This is a genomic window from Shewanella sp. YQ_9 (assembly GCF_043103185.1).
Lineage (GTDB): Bacteria > Pseudomonadota > Gammaproteobacteria > Enterobacterales > Shewanellaceae > Shewanella > Shewanella algae.
This window is the reverse complement of the sequence record NZ_JBICJO010000011.1, coordinates 72908-93353: the sequence shown is the minus strand read 5'-3', so window position 1 is coordinate 93353 and position 20446 is coordinate 72908. Positions and strand designations below refer to the sequence as shown.

General features: G+C 52.4%; 21 protein-coding genes and 1 pseudogene. 11 read left to right on the top strand and 11 right to left on the bottom strand.

The window, feature by feature from the left end; all coding sequences use genetic code 11:
- Positions 1–25 precede the first annotated feature (25 nt).
- The gene (gene purT, locus ACF8D4_RS03275) at positions 26–1201 is read left to right on the top strand and encodes a formate-dependent phosphoribosylglycinamide formyltransferase (protein ID WP_208164155.1); all 1176 of its coding nucleotides are present in this window, start codon (positions 26–28) and stop codon (positions 1199–1201) included.
- An 11-nt stretch (positions 1202–1212) separates the two neighbouring features.
- Entirely contained in the window at positions 1213–1761 is a 549-nt protein-coding gene (gene cyaB, locus ACF8D4_RS03270; RefSeq protein ID WP_107353509.1) for a class IV adenylate cyclase, read from the top strand.
- Positions 1762–1777: 16 nt separating this feature from the next.
- Here the strand turns inward: cyaB and ACF8D4_RS03265 are convergent, their stop codons facing one another.
- The 5 genes from ACF8D4_RS03265 to ACF8D4_RS03245 all read right to left on the bottom strand — a co-directional run bounded on the left by ACF8D4_RS03265 (position 1778) and on the right by ACF8D4_RS03245 (position 6011).
- A complete protein-coding gene (locus ACF8D4_RS03265) occupies positions 1778–2731 on the bottom strand; it encodes a D-2-hydroxyacid dehydrogenase (RefSeq protein WP_221059025.1) in 954 nt (317 codons plus the stop codon).
- Between the two features lie 22 nt (positions 2732–2753).
- On the bottom strand, positions 2754–3368 hold the full coding sequence (locus tag ACF8D4_RS03260) for an outer membrane beta-barrel protein (protein ID WP_107006289.1): 615 nt from the start codon (positions 3366–3368) through the stop codon (positions 2754–2756).
- A gap of 58 nt (positions 3369–3426) precedes the next feature.
- Positions 3427–4200: a co-chaperone DjlA gene (gene djlA / locus ACF8D4_RS03255; protein ID WP_028781624.1), complete on the bottom strand. Its 774-nt coding sequence runs from the start codon at positions 4198–4200 to the stop codon at positions 3427–3429.
- An 84-nt stretch (positions 4201–4284) separates the two neighbouring features.
- Positions 4285–4968, bottom strand: a complete 684-nt coding sequence (gene murU / locus ACF8D4_RS03250; protein ID WP_071237042.1) for an N-acetylmuramate alpha-1-phosphate uridylyltransferase MurU — start codon at positions 4966–4968, stop codon at positions 4285–4287.
- Positions 4965–6011, bottom strand: coding sequence for an aminoglycoside phosphotransferase family protein (locus ACF8D4_RS03245; protein WP_109248027.1), 1047 nt, complete (start codon positions 6009–6011; stop codon positions 4965–4967). Before ACF8D4_RS03245 ends, murU begins: the two co-directional genes overlap by 4 nt.
- A gap of 159 nt (positions 6012–6170) precedes the next feature.
- Between ACF8D4_RS03245 and lptD the strand changes: the two genes are divergently transcribed.
- The 7 genes from lptD to ACF8D4_RS03210 all read left to right on the top strand — a co-directional run bounded on the left by lptD (position 6171) and on the right by ACF8D4_RS03210 (position 15111).
- Positions 6171–8483, top strand: a complete 2313-nt coding sequence (gene lptD / locus ACF8D4_RS03240; RefSeq protein ID WP_025011373.1) for an LPS assembly protein LptD — start codon at positions 6171–6173, stop codon at positions 8481–8483.
- Positions 8484–8597: 114 nt separating this feature from the next.
- A complete protein-coding gene (gene surA, locus ACF8D4_RS03235; protein WP_028781628.1) occupies positions 8598–9902 on the top strand; it encodes a peptidylprolyl isomerase SurA in 1305 nt (434 codons plus the stop codon).
- A 5-nt stretch (positions 9903–9907) separates the two neighbouring features.
- Positions 9908–10894: a 4-hydroxythreonine-4-phosphate dehydrogenase PdxA gene (gene pdxA / locus ACF8D4_RS03230; protein ID WP_025889251.1), complete on the top strand. Its 987-nt coding sequence runs from the start codon at positions 9908–9910 to the stop codon at positions 10892–10894.
- A gap of 15 nt (positions 10895–10909) precedes the next feature.
- Entirely contained in the window at positions 10910–11716 is an 807-nt protein-coding gene (rsmA, locus tag ACF8D4_RS03225; RefSeq protein WP_190533067.1) for a 16S rRNA (adenine(1518)-N(6)/adenine(1519)-N(6))-dimethyltransferase RsmA, read from the top strand.
- A 59-nt stretch (positions 11717–11775) separates the two neighbouring features.
- Positions 11776–12156 (top strand): Co2+/Mg2+ efflux protein ApaG, encoded by a 381-nt coding sequence (gene apaG, locus ACF8D4_RS03220; RefSeq protein WP_025011370.1) that lies wholly within the window; start codon positions 11776–11778, stop codon positions 12154–12156.
- 13 nt (positions 12157–12169) lie between these two features.
- Positions 12170–12991, top strand: a complete 822-nt coding sequence (locus ACF8D4_RS03215) for a symmetrical bis(5'-nucleosyl)-tetraphosphatase (RefSeq protein ID WP_044735045.1) — start codon at positions 12170–12172, stop codon at positions 12989–12991.
- A gap of 98 nt (positions 12992–13089) precedes the next feature.
- Positions 13090–15111 (top strand): methyl-accepting chemotaxis protein, encoded by a 2022-nt coding sequence (locus ACF8D4_RS03210; RefSeq protein WP_190533071.1) that lies wholly within the window; start codon positions 13090–13092, stop codon positions 15109–15111.
- 237 nt (positions 15112–15348) lie between these two features.
- Here the strand turns inward: ACF8D4_RS03210 and ACF8D4_RS03205 are convergent, their stop codons facing one another.
- Positions 15349–15783 (bottom strand): energy transducer TonB, encoded by a 435-nt coding sequence (locus ACF8D4_RS03205; RefSeq protein ID WP_028781631.1) that lies wholly within the window; start codon positions 15781–15783, stop codon positions 15349–15351.
- Between the two features lie 84 nt (positions 15784–15867).
- On the bottom strand, positions 15868–16221 hold the full coding sequence (locus ACF8D4_RS03200; RefSeq protein ID WP_025011367.1) for a hypothetical protein: 354 nt from the start codon (positions 16219–16221) through the stop codon (positions 15868–15870).
- 542 nt (positions 16222–16763) lie between these two features.
- On the opposite strand from ACF8D4_RS03200, the gene ACF8D4_RS03195 reads away from it, so the two are divergent.
- A complete protein-coding gene (locus tag ACF8D4_RS03195) occupies positions 16764–16985 on the top strand; it encodes a hypothetical protein (RefSeq protein WP_392466306.1) in 222 nt (73 codons plus the stop codon).
- A 193-nt stretch (positions 16986–17178) separates the two neighbouring features.
- Here the strand turns inward: ACF8D4_RS03195 and ACF8D4_RS03190 are convergent.
- Together ACF8D4_RS03190 and ACF8D4_RS03185 are read right to left on the bottom strand one after the other, a co-directional pair.
- Positions 17179–17338, bottom strand: a pseudogene (locus ACF8D4_RS03190) (transposase); the annotation flags it as partial.
- A 252-nt stretch (positions 17339–17590) separates the two neighbouring features.
- Positions 17591–18226 (bottom strand): glutathione S-transferase family protein, encoded by a 636-nt coding sequence (locus ACF8D4_RS03185; RefSeq protein WP_342199945.1) that lies wholly within the window; start codon positions 18224–18226, stop codon positions 17591–17593.
- Positions 18227–18364: 138 nt separating this feature from the next.
- On the opposite strand from ACF8D4_RS03185, the gene ACF8D4_RS03180 reads away from it, so the two are divergent.
- Positions 18365–18592, top strand: coding sequence for a hypothetical protein (locus ACF8D4_RS03180; RefSeq protein WP_392466309.1), 228 nt, complete (start codon positions 18365–18367; stop codon positions 18590–18592).
- Between the two features lie 218 nt (positions 18593–18810).
- Here ACF8D4_RS03180 and ACF8D4_RS03175 read toward each other — a convergent pair whose 3' ends face one another.
- Both ACF8D4_RS03175 and ACF8D4_RS03170 read right to left on the bottom strand, forming a co-directional pair.
- Positions 18811–19443 carry a hypothetical protein gene (locus ACF8D4_RS03175; protein ID WP_186264837.1) on the bottom strand — a complete coding sequence of 211 codons (633 nt, stop codon included), beginning with the start codon at positions 19441–19443 and terminating at the stop codon, positions 18811–18813.
- The gene (locus ACF8D4_RS03170; RefSeq protein ID WP_335903046.1) at positions 19443–20342 is read right to left on the bottom strand and encodes a nucleotidyltransferase; all 900 of its coding nucleotides are present in this window, start codon (positions 20340–20342) and stop codon (positions 19443–19445) included. The genes ACF8D4_RS03175 and ACF8D4_RS03170 overlap by 1 nt, the downstream gene beginning before the upstream one ends.
- Positions 20343–20446 lie beyond the last annotated feature (104 nt).

Here is a 20446-nt window from a genome sequence, read left to right as displayed (position 1 = left end):
TACAATAACCAAAGGTACCCACACTATGTTAGGCACTCCCCTTAGCCAAGGCGCCGTGCGCGCCATGCTGCTCGGCTGCGGCGAACTGGGCAAAGAAGTTGCGATTGAACTGCAGCGCCTGGGCGTCGAAGTCATTGGCGTCGACCGCTACCCCAATGCCCCTGCCATGCAGGTCAGTCATCGTTTTCATGTGGTGAACATGCTCGATCCCGAGGCGCTGCGCGCCGTCATAGAGCTGGAGAAACCCCATCTGGTCATTCCGGAAATCGAAGCCATAGCCACAGCAACGCTGGCAAAGATGGAGGCCGAAGGCCTGAAGGTAGTACCCACTGCCAGAGCCACCCAGTTGACCATGGACAGAGAAGGCATTCGCCGTCTGGCAGCAGAGACGCTGGGGATCCCCACGTCGCCCTACGTCTTTTGCGACACTGAGACAGAATTCAATCAGGCGGTGGCCCAAATAGGTTTGCCCTGCGTGGTCAAGCCTGTGATGAGCTCATCGGGCAAGGGCCAGAGCGTGATCCGCGAGCAAGCCCAGATAGCCGCGGCCTGGGAGTATGCCCAGCAAGGTGGCCGCGCCGGTCAAGGCCGGGTGATAGTCGAAGGCTTTGTGCCTTTCGACTACGAAATCACCCTGCTCACCATAAGTGCAGTTAACGGCATTCATTTCTGTGCGCCTATAGGCCACAGGCAGGAAGACGGTGACTACCGCGAATCCTGGCAGCCACAGGCCATGAGCCAAGCGGCCCTGGAAAAGGCGCAACAGATAGGCGCCAAAGTGGTTGAGGCGCTCGGCGGCCACGGTTTGTTTGGGGTAGAGCTCTTTATCAAGGGCGATGAAGTCTACTTCTCTGAAGTCTCGCCCCGCCCACACGACACCGGCATGGTGACCCTGATAAGCCAGGATCTGTCCGAGTTTGCCCTGCACGTGCGTGCCATTCTCGGATTGCCGATCGCCAATATCCGCCAGCACGGCCCCAGTGCTTCGGCTGTGGTGCTCAAAGAAGGCGACTCAGACAACCTGCGTTACACAGGCCTTGCAGCAGCGCTGAGCGAAGCCGACACCCAACTGCGACTTTTCGGCAAGCCGGAGATCCATGGTCGCCGCCGTCTGGGAGTTGCCCTGGCAAGGGATCTGGATATTCAAAGCGCCATAGACAAGGCGCTACGCTGCGCCGCCAAAGTAGAAGTGATTTTTTAAAAGAGACCGCCATGAGCCAGCATTTTCAGGGTAAGTATGAAGTGGAACTCAAGTTCCGTTTGAATGAGTCTTGCAGCAAACAACAACTGCTTGAGCACCTCAATGCCATGGAGCATGAGTGCATGTTTGCCGATAATCAGGAGGACGACTGCTACTTCGATACCCCGGATGGTCAACTGGCCGCGGCGGACAAGTCACTGTGCATCCGGGAGATGCAGCCATCCAACAATCTGCTGTGGATCCTCAAGGGCCCGGGAGCAGATTGCTGTGAAGCGGTCAATATCTCGGATGCCGCCAGGGCCCGCAGCATGCTCAGCGCCATGGGCTATGTGCCGGTGCAGCGGCTGCAAAAACGCCGCAGCATCTACTTTATCGGCAAGTGGCATATGACTCTGGACAGCCTGGCGGGACTCGGCGATTTTGCCGAGCTGGCGATCATGACCGACGATAGCGATAAGCTGGAGCAGCTTCGCAGCGAGCTTTGGCAACTGGCGGCCCGGTTCGGGCTGACCCAAGCCATGTTGGAGTCCCGCTCCTATCGGCAACTGTGCAACAGTTAAACTCGGTTAATAGCGTCTAAACCTGGTTAACAGAGTCTCCGCCAATAAAGGCGCGCAGATTGTCCACGGCAATATCCAACAGCTTCTGCCTGGCCTCTAGCGTCGCCCAGGCATTGTGCGGACTTATGCTGACTCCTTTGGCATTGAGCAAGGGGTTATCCGGCATAGGGGGTTCACTGGAGAGCACGTCCACTCCGGCCCGCAACTTGCCCTGATTGAGTGCTGTGGCAAGCGCAGTTTCATCCACCAGCCCGCCACGGGCGGTATTAATCAAAATCACTCCTGGCTTTAACAGCTGCAGCGAGTCTTGATTGATCATCTTCTCGGTCGCCGCTGTCAGCGGGCAGTGCAGCGAGATCACATCGGCTTCACGATACAGCTGCTCCAGTGGCGCCCAGCTGATGCCTTCGGCCAGGTCATGGCGCTCAGTTCGGGTATGCAGCAGCACCCGCATCCCCAGTGACCTGGCTATATTCGCCACTCGCGAGCCTATATCACCATAACCGACAATTCCCATCACCTTGCCCGAGAGTGACATCAGCGGTGACAGAGTAAAACAGAAGTCGGCGCACTGGCTCCAGGCCCCCGCCACCACCGCCTGGTGGTGCTGCGCCACTTGTTGGGTGTGATACAAGAGATGGGCAAAGACCATCTGCGCCACCGCATCCGGACCATAGCCTGGCACATTGGTGACTGTGATGCCAAGGTCGCCGGCGGCCTGTAAATCAACCACATTGGTACCCGTGGCAAGAATGCCTACGTACTTGAGCCCGGGCAGCGCCGCCAGTTGCTGCGCCCCGAGCACAGTCTTGTTGGTGAGCAAAACATCGGCGCCTTCGGCGCGCTGCAGCACAAGCTCCGCCGGGGTTCTGTCATAGACGCTAAACTCCCCAAGCGCCTTGAGTGGCGACCAATCGAGATCGCCAGGATTGAGACAAAAGCCATCCAGAACCACTATTTTTAAGCTCATACTCACCTCTTTGTTACCCCACTCAGAAACGGTATCTTAACCCCAGATTGGCCTGCCCCTGCCACAGGGTATCGCCCCTGATATGCCATAAGCACTGATTGGCATCGCAAAACAGGCTGCTGTCGCTGTTTATCAGGGTCGCATAGCCGCGCACATCGGCAAACAGGGATAGCTGCTCCAGCAGTTGATAATCCAGCCCCAGCCCAAGCCCCATGGAAAAACGGGTTTCGTTGCTGCCAAGCTCGGGACGCAATTGCGTCAAACCGGCACTGGCGGTGACATAGGGCCGCAGCTTGTCTTTGGGAAAATAGAGCGTGCCCCCCAGATGCAGATAATCGACGCTGAGGTCCATCAGCTTGTCAGAGCCCGGGAAACCGCTGCCACTGAGCTCTGTACCCTGATGGGAGTAAAGCAGATACATGTCACCCGGCTCTGACGTCGTCAGCCCCAACATAAAGCCAAAATGACCGGCCTCGGTAATATCCGCACTACTGTTGTTATTAGCCGTGCTTTCGCTGGACCTATAGTCCAGATCATTGCCGCCAAAGCTGTAGCCGCCGAACGGCGCAACAAACACTTCGGCCTGAGCCTGACCGCTCAGGGCCAATAACAAGGGAATTGAATAAGCAAGTTTCATGGCGCTCTCCTTGGGTGAACCCTCTTTAACAGCATGAGCCAACACCCAAGGGCGAGGCTCAGCGCATTCCTCTACTGCTCTTGACCCTGTCGTAAGCCGCCTGAATATCCTGAGCCTTACGCTTGGCCAACTCCATCATCTCTTCCGGTAAGCCCTTGGCTACCAACTTATCCGGATGGTGTTCATTCATCAATTTGCGATAGGCGCGTTTGATGTCCTGATCGCTGGCAGATTCTGACAGCCCCAAGACTTCATAGGCATCGGCAACCGATGGTCTATGATCGCCGGGAGCTTGTTGAAAACGCAGCTCCGCTTGCCAACGCTTGAGCAGTTCATCGAGCTGAAAGCTGCTGAATCCCAGCTCTCTGGCAATCACCTGCAGTATTGCATATTCCTTGTCCTGCAGCTCACCGTCAGATAGGGCAGTCTGGATTTGAATTTCCAGAAACATCTGCTGCACTTCCCGGCGACCAAAGGTGATGCGTCGAAAGCGGCGCAGGCTGGCTTCCAGTTCAAAGTCCGGCTCCTTGCCCTCGCGAAACGCCTGCTGGGCGTCTTTTCGTGCCGTGCCGCTGAGGCGCAGCATATCCATCAGACTGGTGGCCATGCGGATATCGTTTTCGGTCACCCTCCCCGAGGCCTTGGCGATATGCCCCATAACGGCAAAAGTGGTGTTGAAAAACTGTGCCTGCCGACTGCCCCCCGGAAGCCCCTGAGAGGCCGCCATCCGCTTGTCATATAGATGCCCAAGCCAGATCCCCAGCAAGGCGCCGAAGAAACGCCCGAACATAAAGCCAATGACACCGCCGAAAAATTTACCCCAAATACGCATCTGTTATCCCATAGTGCGCCCGTGCTTGGCCGGGCCAATACTCAATCTTGAACTGTCTTGTCTTATCCGGTTGCGGGCTCGTGGTTAAACAGTCCCTTTCGCCTGCCTAAGCTCCAGCTGTTGCAACCTGTCCAGTGTGCCGACATCACACCAGTAACCCGTGAAATGACTGCCACTGATAAGCCCCTGCGCCATCTTTTGCCGCAGCAGCGGCGCCAAGGCAAAATGTGTTTGGGCTACCCCATCGAATAGCTCGGGGCGATATATTCCCACCCCGGAGAAAGTGTACCTGGGCGCGCCCTTGTCACTGACCCGCGAATAGCCGAATGTTTGCGGCAGCAAGGCGAAGTCTCCCTCGGGATGCTGCGCCGGGTTATCCACCAGAAACAGGTGCGCCAGCGTATCTGCAGCCAAATTGGGCAGCTCAGGCATGGCATCGATAAACACATCGCCGTTAATCACTAAAAAAGGCGCGTTGCCAAGTAGCGGCAGAGCCTTTTTGATCCCGCCGCCGGTTTCCAGCGCCTCAATCTCACGGCTGTAATGAATCGTCACGCCAAAACGGCTGCCGTCTCCCAGGCGTTCAATCAGTTTGTCTGCCTGCCAGGCGCAGTTGATCACCAACTCAGTCACGCCCATGGCGGCCAAACGTTCAATGTGATACTCAATCAAGGGCTTACCGGCCACTGTCACCAGAGGTTTAGGCAGCTTGTCGGTCAAGGGGCGCAGACGCTCCCCTCTGCCGGCTGCCAGAATCATCGCCTTCATTTGTGCTCCTGTGCCTCTGCTTGTGGTCGGGACTGTGATTGTGACTCTTGTTGAGTCAGCGGCAATAACCTCTGCCTGACCCAGGAGGAAAGCGCCTGCAACTGAGGATAACGCTCGCAGATATCGGCCACATAGCCGAGTGTAAGCGGTATATCCTTGAGATAACCTGACTTGCCATCTCTGTGGTGCAAACGGGCAAAGATACCCGCCGCCTTCAGGTGTCGCTGCACTCCCATGAGATCGAACCAGCGACTGAAGGTGGCATAATCAACATCTTCGCCAACCAACCCCAGCTCGCGACACTGTTTAAAGAAGGCTTTGAGCAGCGGCTCGACTATCGCATCCGGCCAACGTATATAGCAATCTCTCAGCAACGAGACTGCATCATAGGTCACAGGCCCCAACACGGCATCCTGAAAATCTATTACCCAAAGCTTACCCTCTTTAAGCATCAGATTACGGCTGTGAAAATCCCTGTGCATGCCGACCTGGGGTTGCGCAAGCGCGCTGGCCGTCAAAATAGCAAAGCTTTCAGCCAACATAGTATGCTCAGCATCTGTCAGGGAGACTTGCCAGTGTTTATCCAGCAGCCACTCGCTGAAAATCGCCAGCTCGCGTTCGACAAAGGCCGCATCATAGTCCGGCAAGGGGCCAAGTTCACTTTCCCGCACCGCCGCAATATCCGGCAAAATCGCCAGCGCCTTGAGATACCAGTCACTCACATTGGTTTCGGTCAACTCGGGCAACAACAAGTTATCGCCAAGGTCCTGCTGCAGAATAAAACCCGCTTCCTCATTGAACTCAAGCACCTTGGGCACCCGAATGCCCGCTTGGTGATACGCCCGCGCCAAGGCAATAAAGGGCTTGTTATCCAATAAGTTGGGAGGAGAGTCCGTGACTATGTAATCACAACCATCGACATTGAGACGAAAATAACGCCTGAAGCTGGCATCACCGGAAATCAGCTTGGCTTGCAAGGGCTTACCGAAAAGTTGCTGCAACCAGCACGACATGGAAAGAAATCTGGGATCAGACAAGGTCATCTCATGGCTCTTGACGAAAAATTGCTTTATTATACCGAGGTAAAAAACAGGAAACAGCCAATAAATACAGAGTTTTTTATGGCTGCGTTGCCCGAGGCAGGATGCAACTTTTCCCTCCGAAACTTGTCCAGACAAAGAAATCTAAATAATTGACCTAAGATGCAGATCCGATATTTTCTGGCATTGAGCCTTTTACCTCCCCTGACGCTGGCTGAAACCCTTCCTCAGGAGGGCGGCAACAACGCTCAATGTGTTATCTTGCCTCCGGTTCCCTATCATCAGGATGGGGAGAGCAGCGGCCCTTTGGCCGATCAAAAAATACAGATCCATTCTGACGCCTCTTCGGCGCAATTGGGACGCGAGGCAACCTTCGAAGGCAATGTGACCTTTTCTCAGGCCGGGCGCAAAATTTCCGCCGAAAGAGCCACGGTCAACCAGCAGGAGCAGCAGCTAACCGCTCAGGGCAACCTGGTGTTTCAAGACCCGCTGTTTACCGTGACCGCCGACTCGCTGATGGCGCAGATGCGTTCCAACAACGCCACCCTGGAAGGCGCTCAGTACTGGCTCCACGGCCAGCAAGTTCACGGTGACGCCCAGAAACTGGAAATTACCCAGAACAACAACCTGGTATTGAACAACACCAACTTCACCACTTGCCCACCGGATAATGTCTCCTGGCTGCTGGAAGCCGAGAAGATCAAAATCGACAGCAAGGAAGAGTGGGGGGAGATCTGGGATGCCAAACTCAGAATAGGTGGCGTGCCGGTATTCTATATTCCCTATATGACAGTGCCGGTTTCGGAGAAACGCAAGACAGGTTTCCTGTTCCCCAGCTTCAGTTCCAGCACCACTAACGGGATCGAAATCGCCACCCCGTTTTATTGGAACATAGCGCCTGAGTACGATCTGACCTTTACCCCGCACTATATGTCGTCGCGGGGCTTGTTTACCAAGACAGAATTCCGCTATCTGCTGGGCGATCCCGGCGACCGGCAAACGCCTACCGGCCAGTTCAACCTCGAATATCTGGGCAGCGATAACATGCTCGATGGCAGCCCCAACCGCTATATGTATCACTGGGAGCACAGCGATGCCCTGGATGAAAACTGGCGGGTGCTGGCCAACTATACCGATGTCTCGGACAACAACTACTTCAACGATCTCAAGTCCGATGTCAATCGCGCCACGGACAACCAGTTATCCCGGGTTGGCGAAATCGCCTACTTCACCGACAACTGGGACTTCAGCGCCAGAGTGCAGGACATCAAGGTACTGGGCAAGGAAGAGCGTCCTTATCAGGTGATGCCACAGCTGAACTTCAACTACCGTACCCCTGGGGTGTGGGAAGGCCTGGATTTCAGCTTCGCCTCCGAGATAACCAACTTCCGTCATAAAGAAGATATTTACACCACCGCCAGCCGGGTACATATGGAGCCCAGCATTCGTCTGCCAATCCATGGCCCGGCGGGGTCGCTGACCAGTGAAGTCAAGCTGATGCAAACCAACTACTGGCAGCACAATATTCAGCAGCCCGAGTTGGATGACAGTGTCAGCCGTACCTTACCTCAGGTAAGGGTTCACGGTCAGATAAACTTCGAGCGTTATACCGAATACTTCAACCAGAACTACCGCCAGACGCTGGAGCCCCAGTTCCAATACCTGTATGTTGGCTATGAAGATCAGTCCAATATCGGTCTCTACGACACAGGTGAACTGCAGCAGGACTATTTTGGCCTGTTCCGCGACCGCCGCTTCTCGGGCCTGGACCGTATCGCCGATGCCAACCAATTGACTCTGGGTTTGACCACCCGACTGTTTGATGAGCGTAACCTGGAACAGCTGAAATTCAGCCTGGGCCAGATCATCTACTTCGACGACAGTAAAGTCAGCCTCTATGAGAATGAACTCACCGAGCAGCCGTCCACTTCGGTACTGGCCGCCGAGCTGGATGCCAGAATCTACAAAGACTGGTTTGTCAGCGGTGCTATTCAATACGACACCCGTTACAGCTCCAACAAGAAGAGTGAAGCAACCCTGGACTACCGCCCCGGCCCCAACAAGCTGCTACAGTTCAGCTATCGTTACGTGCCGGATCTGCTCAACAGCAACACCAATGACAGAGTGGATATCTCCCAGGCCGGTGTCCGTACCACCTGGCCAATTACCGACAGCCTCTATTTTGTCGGCAACTGGTATTACGACCTCAAAGAGGAACGTTCGGTGGAAACCTATACCGGCTTCCAGTACGAGTCATGCTGCTGGGCAGTGCGTCTGAGCTACCACTACCGCATCAAGACCAATTACGAGGACGACCTCAAGAATGCAGTGCTCAACGAGCGTGAGATGTTCGAAACCGGCGTCTACCTCAACTTTGTGATCAAAGGCCTCGGCGGCTCAGGCCCGCTGGGGGTCAGCGACATGCTGGATGAAGGTCTGTTCAACTACCGCAAACCACTTTATCTGAGGAATTAATCAAGATTTGTGGTAGATTGCTGAACCTCGGACGGGACAGAGAGTCCAATCTGGACAACCCAGGCCGCTGCCATCGGCGGCCAACGAAACGAAAATGTGGCAAGGATTTTGTGGATGAAACCCTGTAAGAAACTGATTTTTGGATTTTTTGCTCTAGTCATGAGCCAGGCTGCCCTGGCAGCACCACAGCTGCTGGATCGCGTTGCAGTGCAGATCAACGACGGCATAGTGCTGGAAAGCGAAGTCCAGAACATGGTCGACACTGTTAAGGCCAACGCCAAGGCCGCCGGCCAGAGTCTGCCTTCGGATCAGGCGCTGCGCACTCAGGTTATTGAGCGTTTGATCCTGACCCGTCTGCAACTGCAGATGGCTGACCGTATCGGCCTGCATATCGGGGATCTGCAGCTGGACCAAACCATAGAAAACATTGCCAAGCAACAGAACATGACTGTCGCCCAGATGCGCGCCGAAATTGAAGCCGATGGCAGCAGCTTCAGCCAATACCGCGAGCAACTGCGTGAAGAAGTAACCATAGGCGAGATCCAGCGTATTCAAGTACAGCGCCGAATTCAGGTTTCACCCCAGGAAATCAATAACCTGGTGAAACTGATCAAGGAACAGGGCCTGAAAGACGTGGAATACCAGGTTGGCCACATTCTAATTGAAGTGCCTTCCAACCCCACTTCAGAGCAACTGGAAGGAGCCAGCAAGCGTGCCAATGCCGTACTGGAGCGTCTGAAATCCGGTGCCGACTTCCGTGAAACCGCCATTGCTTCTTCCGCCGGTCCCAAGGCGCTGGAAGGCGGTATCTGGGATTACATGAACATCAATGAGATGCCTACCCTGTTTGCCGAAGTGATCACAGATGCCAAGAAAGGCGACATCATAGGCCCTATCAAGAGTGGTGCCGGATTCCATATCATCAAGATCATGGACGCCCGCGGCCTGCAGACCAAAGAAGTCGAGGAAGTCAGAGCCCGCCATATCCTGCTCAAGCCGTCACCGATTCTGTCTGAAGACAGAGCCAAGGCGATGCTGCAACAGTTCCTCAAACAGATCCGCAGCGGCGAAGCCAAGTTTGAAGATCTGGCGCGCCAGTACTCGGAAGATCCCGGTAGTGCTACCAAAGGCGGTGAGCTGGGTTGGGCCGATCCCGGCATTTATGTGCCCGAGTTCGCCCAGACACTCAACAGCCTGAAGCAGGGTGAAATCAGTGAGCCGTTCCGTTCAACTCATGGCTGGCACATCACTCAGCTGGAAGAGAGACGCAAAACAGATGCCACAGATCAGTTCAACACCAACCGTGCGCATCAGTTGATCTTCCGCCGCAAATTCAACGAAGAGTTACAAAACTGGCTGGACGAAATGCGGGCCGACGCATACATTGAACTCTTCGACCCAGAAACTGACAGAGGTTAAGTCGCTTGGACATTAAACGTATTGCCATTACCCCCGGAGAGCCTGCCGGCATAGGTCCGGATCTGGTAGTACAGCTGGCGCAGCGCGACTGGCCGGCCGAGCTGGTTGTGTGCGCGGATCCTGCCTTGTTGCAGGCGCGCGCCAAAATGCTGGGGCTCAGTCTCCAGCTCAAGCCTTATCAGCCAAGCCAAGCGGCCAAGCCACAGCAAGCCGGTAGTTTGACCATAGTGCCCTTCCCCATGGCCTGTGAGCCTCGCTGCGGCGTGCTCAATGAGCAAAACAGCGCCTATGTGGTCGACACCCTGCGTTATGCGGGTGAGAAGAATATGAACGGCGAGTTTGATGCCGTGGTGACAGGTCCGGTACACAAGGGCATTATCAATCAGGCCGGGATCCCCTTCTCCGGCCATACCGAATTCTTTGCCCATCAGGCCGGTTGCCAGGATGTGGTGATGATGCTCGCCTGCCCCGGTCTGCAGGTAGCCCTGGTGACCACTCACATTCCACTGGCTTACGTCTCCAAGGCGATCACCCGTGAACGCCTGCATCAGATCATCAGGATACTGCACCAGGATCTGGTGAATAAGTTTGCCCTGGACAACCCCAAGATTTATGTCTGTGGCCTCAACCCCCATGCCGGTGAAGATGGCCACCTGGGACGGGAAGAGCTGGATGTAATCATCCCGGCGCTGAACGAGCTCAGAGAGCAGGAACAGATGCGTATCATAGGCCCTCTACCTGCCGATACCCTGTTCCAACCCAAGTATCTGCAAGACGCCGATGTGGTGCTGGCCATGTACCACGACCAGGGCCTGCCTGTGCTCAAGTCACAGGGCTTTGGCAAGTCGGTAAACATCACTCTGGGCCTGCCCTATATCCGCACTTCGGTGGATCACGGCACGGCGCTGGAACTCGCAGGCACAGGCAAGGCCGATATCGGCAGCTTCGTCTGTGCACTCAACAAGGCCATAGAACTGGCCGGCAAAAACTGATCCAACTGAGTATCAATGAGCAATAAAGTACACTTAGGCCATACCGCCAGAAAACGTTTCGGACAAAACTTCCTGACCGATGACAATGTGATCAACCGTATTGTGGCGGCCATCGCCCCGGATAATGAGCATGTCATGGTCGAAATCGGCCCGGGTCTGGCGGCCCTGACCGAACCTGTGGCCAGTGCCATAGACAAGCTGACCGTGGTCGAGCTGGACAGAGATCTGGTAGAACGCCTGAAGCAGCATCCTGTGCTGAAAGACAAGCTGGAAATTCATCAGGGCGATGCCCTGCAGTTTGACTTCAACAAACTCATGGTCGAGGGCAAGAAGCTCAAGGTCTTTGGTAACCTGCCATACAATATCTCCACACCGCTGATGTTCCATCTGTTCGAATATGCCGAGCAGATCACCAACATGCACTTTATGTTGCAAAAAGAGGTGGTGTTGCGGCTTTCAGCCAGCCCGGGCAGCAAGGCCTATGGCCGCCTGACTGTCATGGCCCAATACTATTGCCAGGTAGTGCCGGTACTGGAAGTGCCTCCGGGCAGCTTCACGCCGCCACCTAAGGTCGATTCCGCCGTGGTGCGTCTGGTACCCTATGAAACCAAACCCTGGCCGGCCAAAGACGTTGCCATGCTCGGCAAAGTAACCAGCACCGCCTTCAACATGCGCCGCAAGACCCTGAGAAATAACCTCAAGGGGCTGCTTGGTGATGCCGATTATGAGAATCTGGGAATCGATCCCGGCCTCAGACCCGAGCAGATCAGTGTCGAGCAGTATGTTGCCATCGCCAACTTGCTGAGCGACCGCCAGGCGTAACACCCGGACGCCGGGCGGCGTCCTTCCTTTCCATCAGAGATTTTGGCCAGGAACTTAAGATGAATCCCCAGAAAAGCCGTATCAGAGTCGAGGTACAGACCCAGTACATAGAACACCAGTCTGCGCCGGATGAAGACAAGTATCTTTTCAGTTACACCATCACCATTATCAATCTGGGTGATGAGGCGGCGACCCTCAAGAGTCGCCACTGGGTGATCACAGATGGCAATGGCCAACAGAGCGAGGTTCAGGGCGCCGGTGTCGTCGGTGAAACCCCGAGGATCAAGCCCAATACCGCCTACCAATACAGCAGCGGCACAGTGCTGGAAACGCCGCTGGGCTTTATGGAAGGCCGTTACCTGATGGAAACCGATGCGGGCGAGAGTTTCTACGCCCAGATCCCTCCTTTCCGCTTGGCCGTACCCGGCCAGGTACACTGATGGGCAGATAACAGTGGCTCACTATTTTGTCGGCGATATTCAGGGCTGTTTCAACGAGTTGCAACGCCTGCTGGAGAAAGTCGATTTCAATCCCTCCAAGGACGAGCTTTGGGCGGTCGGCGATCTGGTCGCCCGCGGTCCGGATTCTCTTTCGACCTTGAGATTCTTCCGCGATCTCGGCGATTCGGCCAAGTCGGTACTGGGTAACCATGATCTGCACCTGCTGGCGGTCAAGGCCGGGCTCAAACGGGTCAAACCCAGCGACAAGCTGCAACCACTGTTGGAAGCCGCTGATATCGACAGTCTCATCGACTGGGTTAGAACCCAGCCCCTGATGCGCGAACTGCCCGAGCACAAACTCATCATGACCCATGCGGGCGTGCCGCCCCAGTGGGATATCCAAACCTTACGCCAGGAAGCGGACGCCGTCAGCCAGGCATTGCAAAGAGCCGACTATTTAGACAGTCTCATCGCCAGGATGTACACAGAAGAGCCGGAAGACTGGTCCGGAGCGCTCAGCGGCCTGCCCAGACTCAGGTACTGTATCAACGCCCTGACCCGGATGCGTTACCTCTATCTCGACGGCACGCTGGATTTCAGCTGCAAGGTGCCGCCGGCCAAATGTGAAGACCCCAATCTCAAACCCTGGTTTTTATTCCCATCCAACACCGCTGACTACACCCGGGTCTTTGGCCATTGGGCCGCCCTGATGGGCAAGGTCCAAGGCGAAAGACTGCAGGCGCTGGACACCGGCTGTTGCTGGGGAGAATACCTGACACTCTGGCACCTGGAATCAGATCAAAAAATTACCCAACCCAGGTTAAAAAAAGGTTAAACTTAGTGGACGTCGGCCGATAACCATCTGGTAACGTGCCCATGAAAACTAAAAGATTTTTCCCAAGAGAAAAACCATAACTTTTTCCGGAGTAGCCTATGAAGTTGAATGTAGCGACCCGAGTCATAGCAGGGTTTGCCGTAGTCACCCTGCTATTGATCCTGCTTGGTGCTGTTTCCTGGTTCACCAACAATGAGCTGAAAAACACCACCGAAGTTCTACAGCAACTGAGTATCCCGGCACTCAAATCAACCGGCGAGCTGGGTGAAACCCTCAGCGAACAGCAAAGGTTGGTTCTGGTGGGTTACCATGTCACCAAGGCCAATAAACTCCCGCCTATCCAACAGCAGTTTGCCAGTCAAAAGCAAAACTTCAAGGCGCAATTTGCCAGTCTGTCAAAGCTGGTACAGCACGAGCCCGGGCTCAAAGAGATCCTGCCCCAGGTAGAGCACAATTATCAAGCCTTTATCAACACCAGCGAACGCATGATGGCCGACCACCTCAGCGCCCTGGAGCAACAGGAAAGCCTCAATAAACAGCGGGATCAGCTGGAAACAACCGCCGATGATGCCGCCAGTCTGCTGCTGGATCTGATGGATCTGGAACAGAGCCAGGACACGACTGAGCGGGAGATTGCCGCTTCCGCCGCCGCTCTGGACAGCAATGTCACCAATGTGATCAGCACTGTTTACGATCTGGTCGCCACCGAAGAGCGCAGCAAGTACGAAATCATAGTCAAAGAACTTAGCTATATCATCAATGAAGCCGAGGCCAAGCTGGAGTACATCAGTCGCCATGGCGCCGGTGTCATCGATGCCGATGTGCTCAGCGAAATGAACAGCGAGCTTGGCAAACTCAGCCAACATCTTAAGGGCAAAAACTCCATTCAGGCCCAGAAAGCGACCCAACTTGAGCTCAAAGCCAGTACTCAAGTAGCGCTGAATCAAGTGGAAACCGACAAGAAGAACGTCAATCAGGCAATGGGGGCTCTTTCCGGTGCCATCGAAACCCTGACCAACGAGATTAACGCCAAAACCCTGGCCAGTATAGACTCGGCCAGTATGCAGACCCTATTGGTGGTGCTTGTGGCGATAGTGGTTGCCATAGCTGTGAGTATTGCCGTGGTGAAACCACTGACCGCCTCACTCAACCGTATCAATCAGGCATTGAACATCCTCGCTTCCGGTGACTTGACCCATAAGCTGGATGACTCTGGTCAGGATGAATTTGCCGAGCTTTCCCGCAACTGCAACCGCCTGATCGACAGTCTCAGAGGTCTTATTCGCGGCATTTTGGATAGATCCAACCAATTGGCAGCCGCCGCCGAACAAACCTCGGCGGTTACCTCACAAACCACTATCGGGATCCAGGAGCAGAAGAGCCAGGTGGATCAAGTGGCAACGGCGACCACAGAGCTGAGCTCCAGTGCCCAGCAGGTATCCCACAGCGCCGACCACGCCCTGAACCAAATTAAACAGGCCGATGAAGAAGCCCAGCATATGCGGATGATTGCCGAAGAAAACCGCCGCACTATAGAAGCGCTGGCCGAAGAAGTCGCCAAGGCGGGGCAAGTGATCAACAAGGTGCATTCCGACAGCGATGCCATAGGCTCGATTCTGGATGTTATTCGCGGCATTGCCGAGCAGACCAATCTACTGGCACTCAACGCCGCCATCGAGGCCGCCAGGGCCGGTGAACAGGGACGCGGCTTTGCCGTTGTGGCCGATGAGGTACGCAACCTCGCATCCCGCACCCAGGAGTCGACCCAGGAGATCCAGCAGATGATCCAGGTGCTGCAAACCGGCACCCAAGAGGCGGTCGCCGTTATGGAACAAGGCCGCGCCCAGGCCAACTCCTGCGTCGCCAAGACAGAGCAAGCCAATCAGGCTCTGGAAGCCATCAGCGAATCTGTTCATCAGGCTTTCGATGCCGGAACCCAAATCGCCAACGCCGCTCAGGAACAGAACCTGGTCAGCCAGCAGGTTTCAGAGAAACTGGAACATATTGCGCTGATATCGGAAGAAACCGCCTCAGGCGCAGATCAGACCGCCCAATCCAGCCACCAGGTAGCGCAACTCGCCGAAGAGTTGCAGGCTTCGGTTGGCGAGTTCAAAGTCTAATCTTAAAACCATCGGCCGTCTCCCCCAGGAGGTTTTGTCGCGGGGACGACGGCCTAGCTCAAAATAGCCAAATAACATTGATTGGGCTTCCGATGACGGATGTTTCATTGCCTGCAGCGGGGATAATGCCGTGAAGAACAGGATGAACGCTGCAAGCAAGGGGCAGGCTAAAATACAGAATGAAGTGACAGGAGCCAGCATTTAATGGTCCCGCTGAACTGATTTATTCTGTGAACGTTATTCACATACCATAGTTGCCTGTTGCTTACATTTTGAGAGTGACTCTGCTTCTGAACTACCACCCATACAAAAATCTAACCTTAACAACTTTTCTTCACTTACTGGCGTTTTGTCCTCTGCTAGCTTCCAATGCCAGTCTTTAATTACGTCAGTTGCTGGCTTTGAAATGGTCTTTTTAGGCACAGAGCTTATGAGAGTGATACTCTCGGTTGAACCGTTTTTATCGACTGTGACCTTAAATACTCCGCAACCAGCTACACCTTTCATTGCTAACTCAACGGGATAGCGAGGCATGAATTCCTTATCTCGAAGCCAAGTGCTTTCCGTTTTTGTTGGTTCCAAATAGGTTAATTCTACAGAGGCATAGTTACTGGCAGCGAGTGTTCCAGTAGACAAAAAACAGATGGTGAAAAGTAAATTTTTGTAGTTCATAAAACCTTCCTTAGTGAGTTCACATAAAGGCAAAAACAGCGGTGCGCTCAGCCCGCAGGACAATGCTACCTTTGCTTGTTATGTTTATTTGGTTGCAGACCATGTAACGTTACTTTCTTTAATACCAAGACCCTGTTTGAATTTGACAGGAAACTCTAGGCTAGGTTTGCCAACCCAGCCACGCTCTAAATAGAGATTGTATCCGTCACCGTTCTGTTCATATCGAACGGCTGAAAGCCATATTCCATCCCAATCGCCCAAGAACTCTAAATCTCTAAGGCTTTTGGGGTATACACCATTTCTAAGTTTATGAAGCTCAATTATTGACACCGCGGAAACGAAGTTTTGTGTTCCAAACTTTTCATCAGCCCCCGGCACTTCAAAGTTACACCCGCTCAGGAAGCCTACAAGTACAATAATCGCGATTAATTTCTGCATTAATAAGAGTTCCTTCGATGGATTTTAAACATAACGCTTTAAACAGCGAAAAACACACGCACTTAGGCTGCTTTTTGGCCTGCGGGTGGTTTTCCGATGATTTAACTTGTTATAAGGCAAAGTTGAATACCAAGTACAAAATGAAAAAAAGTATTCCCCATAGCGCCTGCTTAAAAGCCATTTTTGTACCAGTGATTAGCGGAACAAGCTCTGTTCGATACAACGAATAATTCTCAGGCTTCCCAAACAACATCCCAAAGTACTGATCGAAGTAACTTAGTTGATCGCCTATTTCTCGCACAAACTTCCTATTTCCTCCGTGAGCTTTTTGGGTCAGTTCATGTAACTTCAGGCACGCCCTGAACCATAGATAGAAGACTACTGAAAATAGGGACATAAAGATGATCTCAGTCACTTAAGCTTGCCTTATAGACATAATGATTCCCTGTGCAGGTGTCGGCCTCCGTGTTTTCTCGTGGATTAGTTAAACCAGAGCCACACTGTTTGTTAATCCAATAGGCAAACAATCACAGGAGGCCGACATGTCTAAAGCTAACACACTTTTTATCGGGTTGGACGTACACAAGGAGACCACTGACGTGGCCTGGGTTTCTGATAAGTCTGCTGAGACTGTGCATTACCATGGCACAATCCCAACCAACCTGCGTTCATTCGATAAACTCATTAAAAATCAAACAGCCAAGACCAGTAAAATCTGTGTAGCGAAAAATCGAAAAATCAAGCCACCCAATGTAAAACAATAACTTAATCTTCTTTCAGTCTGCGTTCAAGCACCGGTAGTGGATTTGAGTACACTGAGGCCGAAAGATCACCGTGAGTTGCATAGGTTTGATGAAATTGAACCGATTTCACGCAAAAATGCGAGGTTTGAGCCGTGCTAACCCTCCCTCCATGTTTCAGGGGATTTCAACAACTGTGGTTGAGGTAGCGCAGAGTTCAGGCCGTTTGAAAGTACTGACAGCTGGTTGCAAAATGTCGTCGCTTCTCCAAGTGTTCGCCGTAGCAGCTGAGCTCTTGCAAGGAGCCTACCGGTCCACGAAATAGTTTCAAATTCAGTATCATGAGGGATATTCAACCGCGTCAGCAGCCTGGCACTAATCTCGGGGAAATGTCACTCGCTTTCGATGTATGCTGTAACATCGATCTTTATTCGATCTAATTCAGCCAAAATGCTCTTGGCCTGAATAAGCGCATGGACGTTGGGTCCATCCTTCCCCCCTTCTACGTCTATCAGAACGCTGCCGGCGGGCACACTTGATTCGCCATGCCACATGCATTTGCGGCAGGTTTGGAGCGCAGCGGAAAACCAGTCCAACAACATGTGCTTGTTAGGCGGATGTGGCACTAACTAAGCTCGACTCGCGTCTGCGAGTTCAAAATGCGCCATTTGATCTGCATAAGCTTTCTTGAATGCGGGCCGATCAGTTATACGAGTTATATAGGCCTCTGTAGCTGGGCGGTTACCGAAAGCACGCACCAAAGGCACTCGAAGCACATCAGCCATTAATAGATCAGCTACTGTAAACTTATCGGCCACCAACCAATCTCTCTCATTTAGAATAGCTTCAAGTTGATTGAGTCGTGTATTGAGCCATCCAGTTAGATCATTTTCGGTATTGCCAGAAATTGTTAGAAACCACCAAGGTACACTCACCATCTCCACTGAATTCAGTGCGGAAAATATCCATTGGTGCGTGTGCGCTTGCACAATGGAGTCATGCGGCATCAGCTTGTCATTTTTCTGTGCGAGGTGAAGAAGACAAGCTCCACTTTCGAATAGCTGGAGTTCGCCGTCACTCATAAACGGAACTTGCCCAAAAGGCTGGAGGTCAAGGTGATTGGTCTCTCGGCCCTCGAACGGGATCGTTCGCACAGAGTATGGAAATCCAGCCTCCTCACACGCCCATCGCAAGCGCAAATCGCGCACAAATCCCCGCGGACCTTCGGGCACCCAATCTAATGTCCATATGACCAACTCGCTCATTTTTCTAACCTCTCGATAATCCGCATAGACATAATGATTCCCTGTGCAGGTGTCGGCCTTCGTGTTTTCTCGTGGATTAGTTAAACCAGAGCCACACTGTTTGTTGATCCAATAGGCAAACAATCACAGGAGGCCGACATGTCTAAAGCTAACACACTTTTTATCGGGTTGGACGTATACAAGGAGACCACTGACGTGGCCTGGGTTTCTGATAAGTCTGCTGAGACTGTGCATTACCATGGCACAATCCCAACCAACCAACCAACCAACCTGCGTTCATTCGATAAACTCATTAAAAATCAAACAGCCAAGACCAGTAAAATCTGTGCTATCTATGAGGCTGGTCCCTGCGGCGAACACAAGTAATGCGAATAACCAAACTCGCTCGGCTCTATTAAAAAGAGTGCAAGGTCAACCGCCGACACTTACTCGCCAAAGTCCGACTGTCAGGAGTGTCCTTACCGGAGATTTTTTGGGGCTCCGGTAAGGACACTTTTACCTATTTGACAAAGGGAATCATATCAACGCCCGCATTTGCGGCTGGTTGAAGCGAAGCGGAAAACCAGTCCGACAAAATGCGCTTGTTAGTTGCCGATCTCACGTTCTGCCTGCTCGTATGTGCTATATAATTTTCCAACACGGTTAACCAATTTCATACCACCTTTGGTTGCCCTGTCAGTCCAATAATGTCCTTCAAGTTCTTCGACTGGAGACCCGTGTATTTCTAGAGCGAAAGAACCATGATGAATTTCGCTTCTAACACCTTGTAATTCTATTTTTGGCTCATTTCGGTAAACACCAACGAGCTTAAACAGATCTTCATCTTCTTGCTGCTCTATACTATGAGCCACTAACACAGATCTGGATTCCTTTGTCATCAATCTCAGACTAAGAAATGTTAAAGATTGCCTAATTACTGCATACCCATAGATTGGCGCAATTTCTTCACCCGCTTCAGGATTTAGCCAGCTACTCTTTAACTCAACTTTCCACGTACCTCTTAAGTCCGGCCTTTTGACATACCAGCCTCTAAATATCTTCCATGACCACATGTATTTATTAAACAAGGTGACAAATAGAGTTATGACGCCGACAACCGTACCAAATGGCTTTACAAAGTCCGCACTGAGCACAGGCATGCCTTGAAACCAGAGAGCAAGTAACCAAACCGCAATTGTGAGACCAATAAATGATGAAATATGAAGTCTAGTTAGCATTATTCGTAACCTATGTAGTCCCAGGCGTCACTTATAAATTGGTGAGCACTCGCGCGCGTCCATGGCTGTGATCCTCTGAAAAGATATTTAAGTTCATTTACTTCACCCCACTCAGAGCATTTTTCATATGACATAGTATTATCGAAAAGCTCTGCAAGCACATGCCTTACCATTGGCTTGAAAGACTGATATTCAAAACATGAATTTGAAGCATTAAATACTAAGCATTCAATGAGAAAGCTCGGTGCATCTTTTGCCGACTGGATTCCATTTGCCGCCATTTCATTAGATAACTTCTTTAATACTCGAACGACCCTTTTGTACCTTCTAGATGTAGCGTCATTTTTTGAAACACCATTTTGATAGTGTTGCTCTGGCCAATTTTTCACTCTTGGCGGGTCGAGATCATCCGGTATCATTTCGACCCCAGAATGATGATAATTTGCGGTAACGTATCTACGATGCTCGAAAAATGCAGCCACGTCTGACTCTACACGATAAGTGTTTGCCTTTATATCAAATGCTTTACTACCGCGTGTTACAGCAGCCCTTCCAAACCTTGCTACAAGAGCTTCTTCTAGCTCACTTTTAAATGTCGCATATTCATAAGTGGCTGGAACAAAACTTTTTGCAAGCTCCATTTTAACGTTGTCATCAGGGTATTCGGGGAAATAGGTATCAAAACAGAGAACTCCAACATCTACATCGCTATCCTGCCTTACATTGACCCTGTTTCTGTATGAGCCTTGTGTAAACACTTTGATATTTCTATTTTTTAACTTATCGCTCGCTTGAATTGCTTGCCTTATTTGCCTCTCAGCATTTTCAGCTCTCTCTTGCTCCGTTTTACTTGGCCCTTGCGACCAAGTTGTAAATACTGATTCCCAATCCCTACTCACGAATTACTCCATACTTTATTAAGGCAACTAACGCCCGCCACAAATGCGAGCAACTTGTTGCGAGTCGAGCCACGCAGTGGCGTTTTGGTGGCGATTGTTAGGGC